Raw genomic sequence first — 3,413 nt, forward strand, 5'->3', positions numbered from 1 at the left:
TTCAGTTTTTCTATTAAGCTCAACATATCTTTCAAAAGTTCGCGTTCACTTCTCATTTTACAAAGACAGTGATCGCTTTTACTTTTGATATTCTGATGGGAGAATGAAACAGCCCTACCCTTATCAAGGGGGGCAGGGGGGATCGAACCCAAAATGTATCTTCTATTTAATTATAACCACTTATTTACCACAGACAAAAAAGGGTTATTTTAACGGATCGGAAATAGTATCGGAAGGAGCCTCAAACTGTCCAGTAATAACGTATTCTAGACGCAATTTCAGCCAAGTAATAAACTGTTGGTTGAGAGAAACAATTGCCGCTGCTGGTTGGGGAGTTTTCTTTTTGATATCGGCAAAAGCGGGAGTATCTAAAAAAGCTGGATTGGCAATTAACCAAAAATCAATTTCTTGACCTTTTTCTTGATAATTCCTGATTCTTTCCTTCAAAACTTCCTTTTCGATCGCTTCTTCTTCTAAAAACTTTTGACTGGCTACCAAATAATAATAAGTTGTCATCATCTTTCCTTTAATTTTTCAGTGTAATTGTTCCCTAGTCAGGAGATTAGCTGATAGCTGATAGCCTTTACAATTGCCCACGCATAGCCAATTTCATTTCCCTAACAGCCCGTTCCAACCCAACTAAAACCGCACGACTGATAATTGTGTGACCAATGTTCAATTCTTCCATATTGGGCAAACAGGCGACGGCATAAACATTCCAATAGGTCAAACCGTGACCAGCATTCACCCGCAAACCGAGAGAGGAAGCGTATTCACAACCTTCTTTAAGAATTGTTAATTGTGCTTGACGATCGCTCTCCTGTTGTGCTTCGGCGTATTGACCGGTGTGGAGTTCAATAAATTTCGCCCCCGTATTAGCGGCCGCTTGAATTTGGGCAAAATCGGCATCAATAAACCAACTAACGGGAATATTAGCCGATTGCAGGCGCTCGACAACCTGACAAAAACGGTCAAAATTGCCCAGTATATCGATCCCCCCTTCCGTGGTCACTTCCTCGCGCTTTTCGGGGACAAGGGTGACATAATCGGGTTTAATATCGAGAGCAATGGCGATCATTTCCTCCGTCGGGGCCATTTCCAGATTCAGATGAGTCCGCACCGTTTGCCGGAGAATCCGCACATCGCGATCCTGGATATGACGACGATCCTCGCGCAAGTGAACGGTAATACCATCAGCACCGCCGATTTCAGCCAAAACTGCCGCCGCCACGGGAGCTGGTTCCACGGTACGGCGAGCTTGGCGAATTGTGGCCACATGGTCGATATTGACACCCAAAGTCAGCAAAGTTGAACCTCCTTGTTTGTTAGTCCAACTTTCCATCTTACCATTGCGGTCAAAAGCGATTACATACTGGGGATATTTAAACCACTGGTCAGTTCTTCCATTTTGGCGCGCATGGTTTCCGTGGAGGCACTATAGGCGACTTTCATGGCTTCTAGAATAGACTCGGCCACAATCTCCAGATCTTGGGAGAGGAGAGCAGGGTCGATTTCAATACCCCGGGGTTCTTGGTTGCCACTGAGATAGACTGTCACGAAGCCATTTTCACTCTGGCCGGGAATTTCCATATTTTCCAGTTCTTCTTGCAGAACTTTGGCCCCTTGTTGCACCTGTTGCGCTTTTTGGAAAGCGTCTTGTAATTCTTTAATCTTACCGAGACCGAATCCGAATCCTTGTCCTTGTGCCATGGTGTTTTTTTTGTTTAAGGGGTCATTCAAGGTTTTTATTGTACTGCTTAAGGTGAACCGGGTCAACTTTTTGCCCTCAAAGGGCCAAAAAGTGATTAATGACAACGATGACTTTCTGACTGGGTTAAGGTTTGCGGGAACTTGTTCTCTCTTAATCCGTCACGGGATGGTCAGAAAGAGACATCCGAAAAATTATCCTAACCACTGAGTCGATTACCCCACGCCATAATAGAATTGTTGCTTTGACGAGGAGAATAGCAATTTTGAACGCCAAAAAAACGGGAATTTTCTTGACAATTGCCCTAAGTTGTGCTTTAGCGGGGAAAGCGGCGATCGCTAATACTTCCCCTTTGGAGGGGACTCGATGGAAACTAAGGGGGTGGACAGCCGGAAGTTTGGTGAAAGAAACGGAAATTACTGCCGCTTTCCAGAAAAATATCCTCAGTGGTTCGGCTGGATGCAACCAGTATAATACTGGCTATCAAGTCAATAATGACACGCTTCAGATCAACCAAGCGATCGCTACTACGAAAAAAGCTTGTCCAGAACCGGAGATGAAACAGGAAAATCAATATCTTGCTGCCTTGCAAGGAGTGGAACAATTCCAAGTGACAGCTAAAGGCGATTTACAATTATTTTATCGTACTCCCGAAGGTTTAGGAATACTCACTTTTACCCCCGCACCAACTACCACGCGCACGGAAAGGACAATTTATATCCATTCTAGGAAACAACCCTGTAGCCAAGGCACAACCAAAGACTGTTTACAGATGCGAGAGAAACCAGAGGAAAACTGGAGATTGTTCCCTAATAGTATCGAGGGATTTGATTATAAACCAGGATTTTTCTATCAAATTAAAGTTAGCGTTGAAACCGTCTCCAATCCAGCTACTAATCAAAGTTCGGAAACATGGAAGCTATTAGAAGTTATTAGCCAAACCCCAGAAAAAGAGACTCCGCGAGCTTGGTTTGATCGACCGTTAACTAATTGGAATAAAGCCAAGGCCCCTATCCCCAAATCTCCCGTTAAAACCGTGATCGATAACCAGTGTCGTGAACAGGTTCGTCCGGCAATTACTGCCAATGATCAAGCGCTTAATAAAGCAGGATGGTTACTGTACGGATCCGTGCAAACCTATGGTAAAACTAGCGTTATTTCGGCCATGAGTGGAGTGGATGGAATGTGCCGACCAATGGGTTATCAAGACTTTGTTTTTGTCGATGGTAAATTCGCTGGCACTCTTTCCCCGCGACCGATGGATTCCCGCACTGATGGTGCATCTCAGAGAATTGTTTTACAAAATAGCGATCGAATTATTGTGGTTTTTAATCGCTATAAAGATACGGATCCTCTCTGTTGTCCTTCCCAATTAAGTCGCGTTATTTATCAAATCGAAACAGTCAGCGGAGTGCCAGTGCTTGTTCCCAAAGAAGCGGAAACAGAAGCAGTGAGAAACTAATTCAGTTATCAGTTATCAGTTATCAGTTATCAGTTATCAGTTATCAGTTATCAGTTATCAGTTATCAGTTATCAGTTATCAGTTATCAGTTATCAGTTATCAGTTATCAGTTATCAGAGAAAAAGGGCGTTGTCAGATCAGAAGAGGAAAGATGCAATGCTCCGGTGCTGATTCGGAGCATCTTTCAATTTGACAACGCCGATTGTAGGGCTAATTCATGAATTAGCCCTACGCCGATTGTAG

4 protein-coding genes are annotated in these 3,413 nt (G+C 43.7%); 1 reads left to right on the top strand and 3 read right to left on the bottom strand.

What is annotated here, in order from left to right; translation table 11 throughout:
• Nucleotides 1–204 precede the first annotated feature (204 nt).
• From EWV66_RS01940 to EWV66_RS01950, 3 genes are all read right to left on the bottom strand, one after another.
• Nucleotides 205–516, bottom strand: coding sequence for an MgPME-cyclase complex family protein (locus EWV66_RS01940; RefSeq protein WP_002789077.1), 312 nt, complete (start codon nt 514–516; stop codon nt 205–207).
• Nucleotides 517–583: 67 nt separating this feature from the next.
• Nucleotides 584–1,306, bottom strand: coding sequence for a pyridoxine 5'-phosphate synthase (locus tag EWV66_RS01945; RefSeq protein WP_211571677.1), 723 nt, complete (start codon nt 1,304–1,306; stop codon nt 584–586).
• A 59-nt stretch (nt 1,307–1,365) separates the two neighbouring features.
• The gene (locus EWV66_RS01950; protein WP_052277085.1) at nt 1,366–1,710 is read right to left on the bottom strand and encodes a YbaB/EbfC family nucleoid-associated protein; all 345 of its coding nucleotides are present in this window, start codon (nt 1,708–1,710) and stop codon (nt 1,366–1,368) included.
• Nucleotides 1,711–1,973: 263 nt separating this feature from the next.
• On the opposite strand from EWV66_RS01950, the gene EWV66_RS01955 reads away from it, so the two are divergent.
• Nucleotides 1,974–3,170 (top strand): DUF4377 domain-containing protein, encoded by a 1,197-nt coding sequence (locus EWV66_RS01955; protein ID WP_221634784.1) that lies wholly within the window; start codon nt 1,974–1,976, stop codon nt 3,168–3,170.
• The last annotated feature ends 243 nt before the right edge of the window (nt 3,171–3,413 follow it).

Origin of the sequence: Microcystis sp. M_OC_Ca_00000000_C217Col, from assembly GCF_007095585.1 — a bacterium.
Classification (GTDB): domain Bacteria; phylum Cyanobacteriota; class Cyanobacteriia; order Cyanobacteriales; family Microcystaceae; genus Microcystis; species Microcystis panniformis.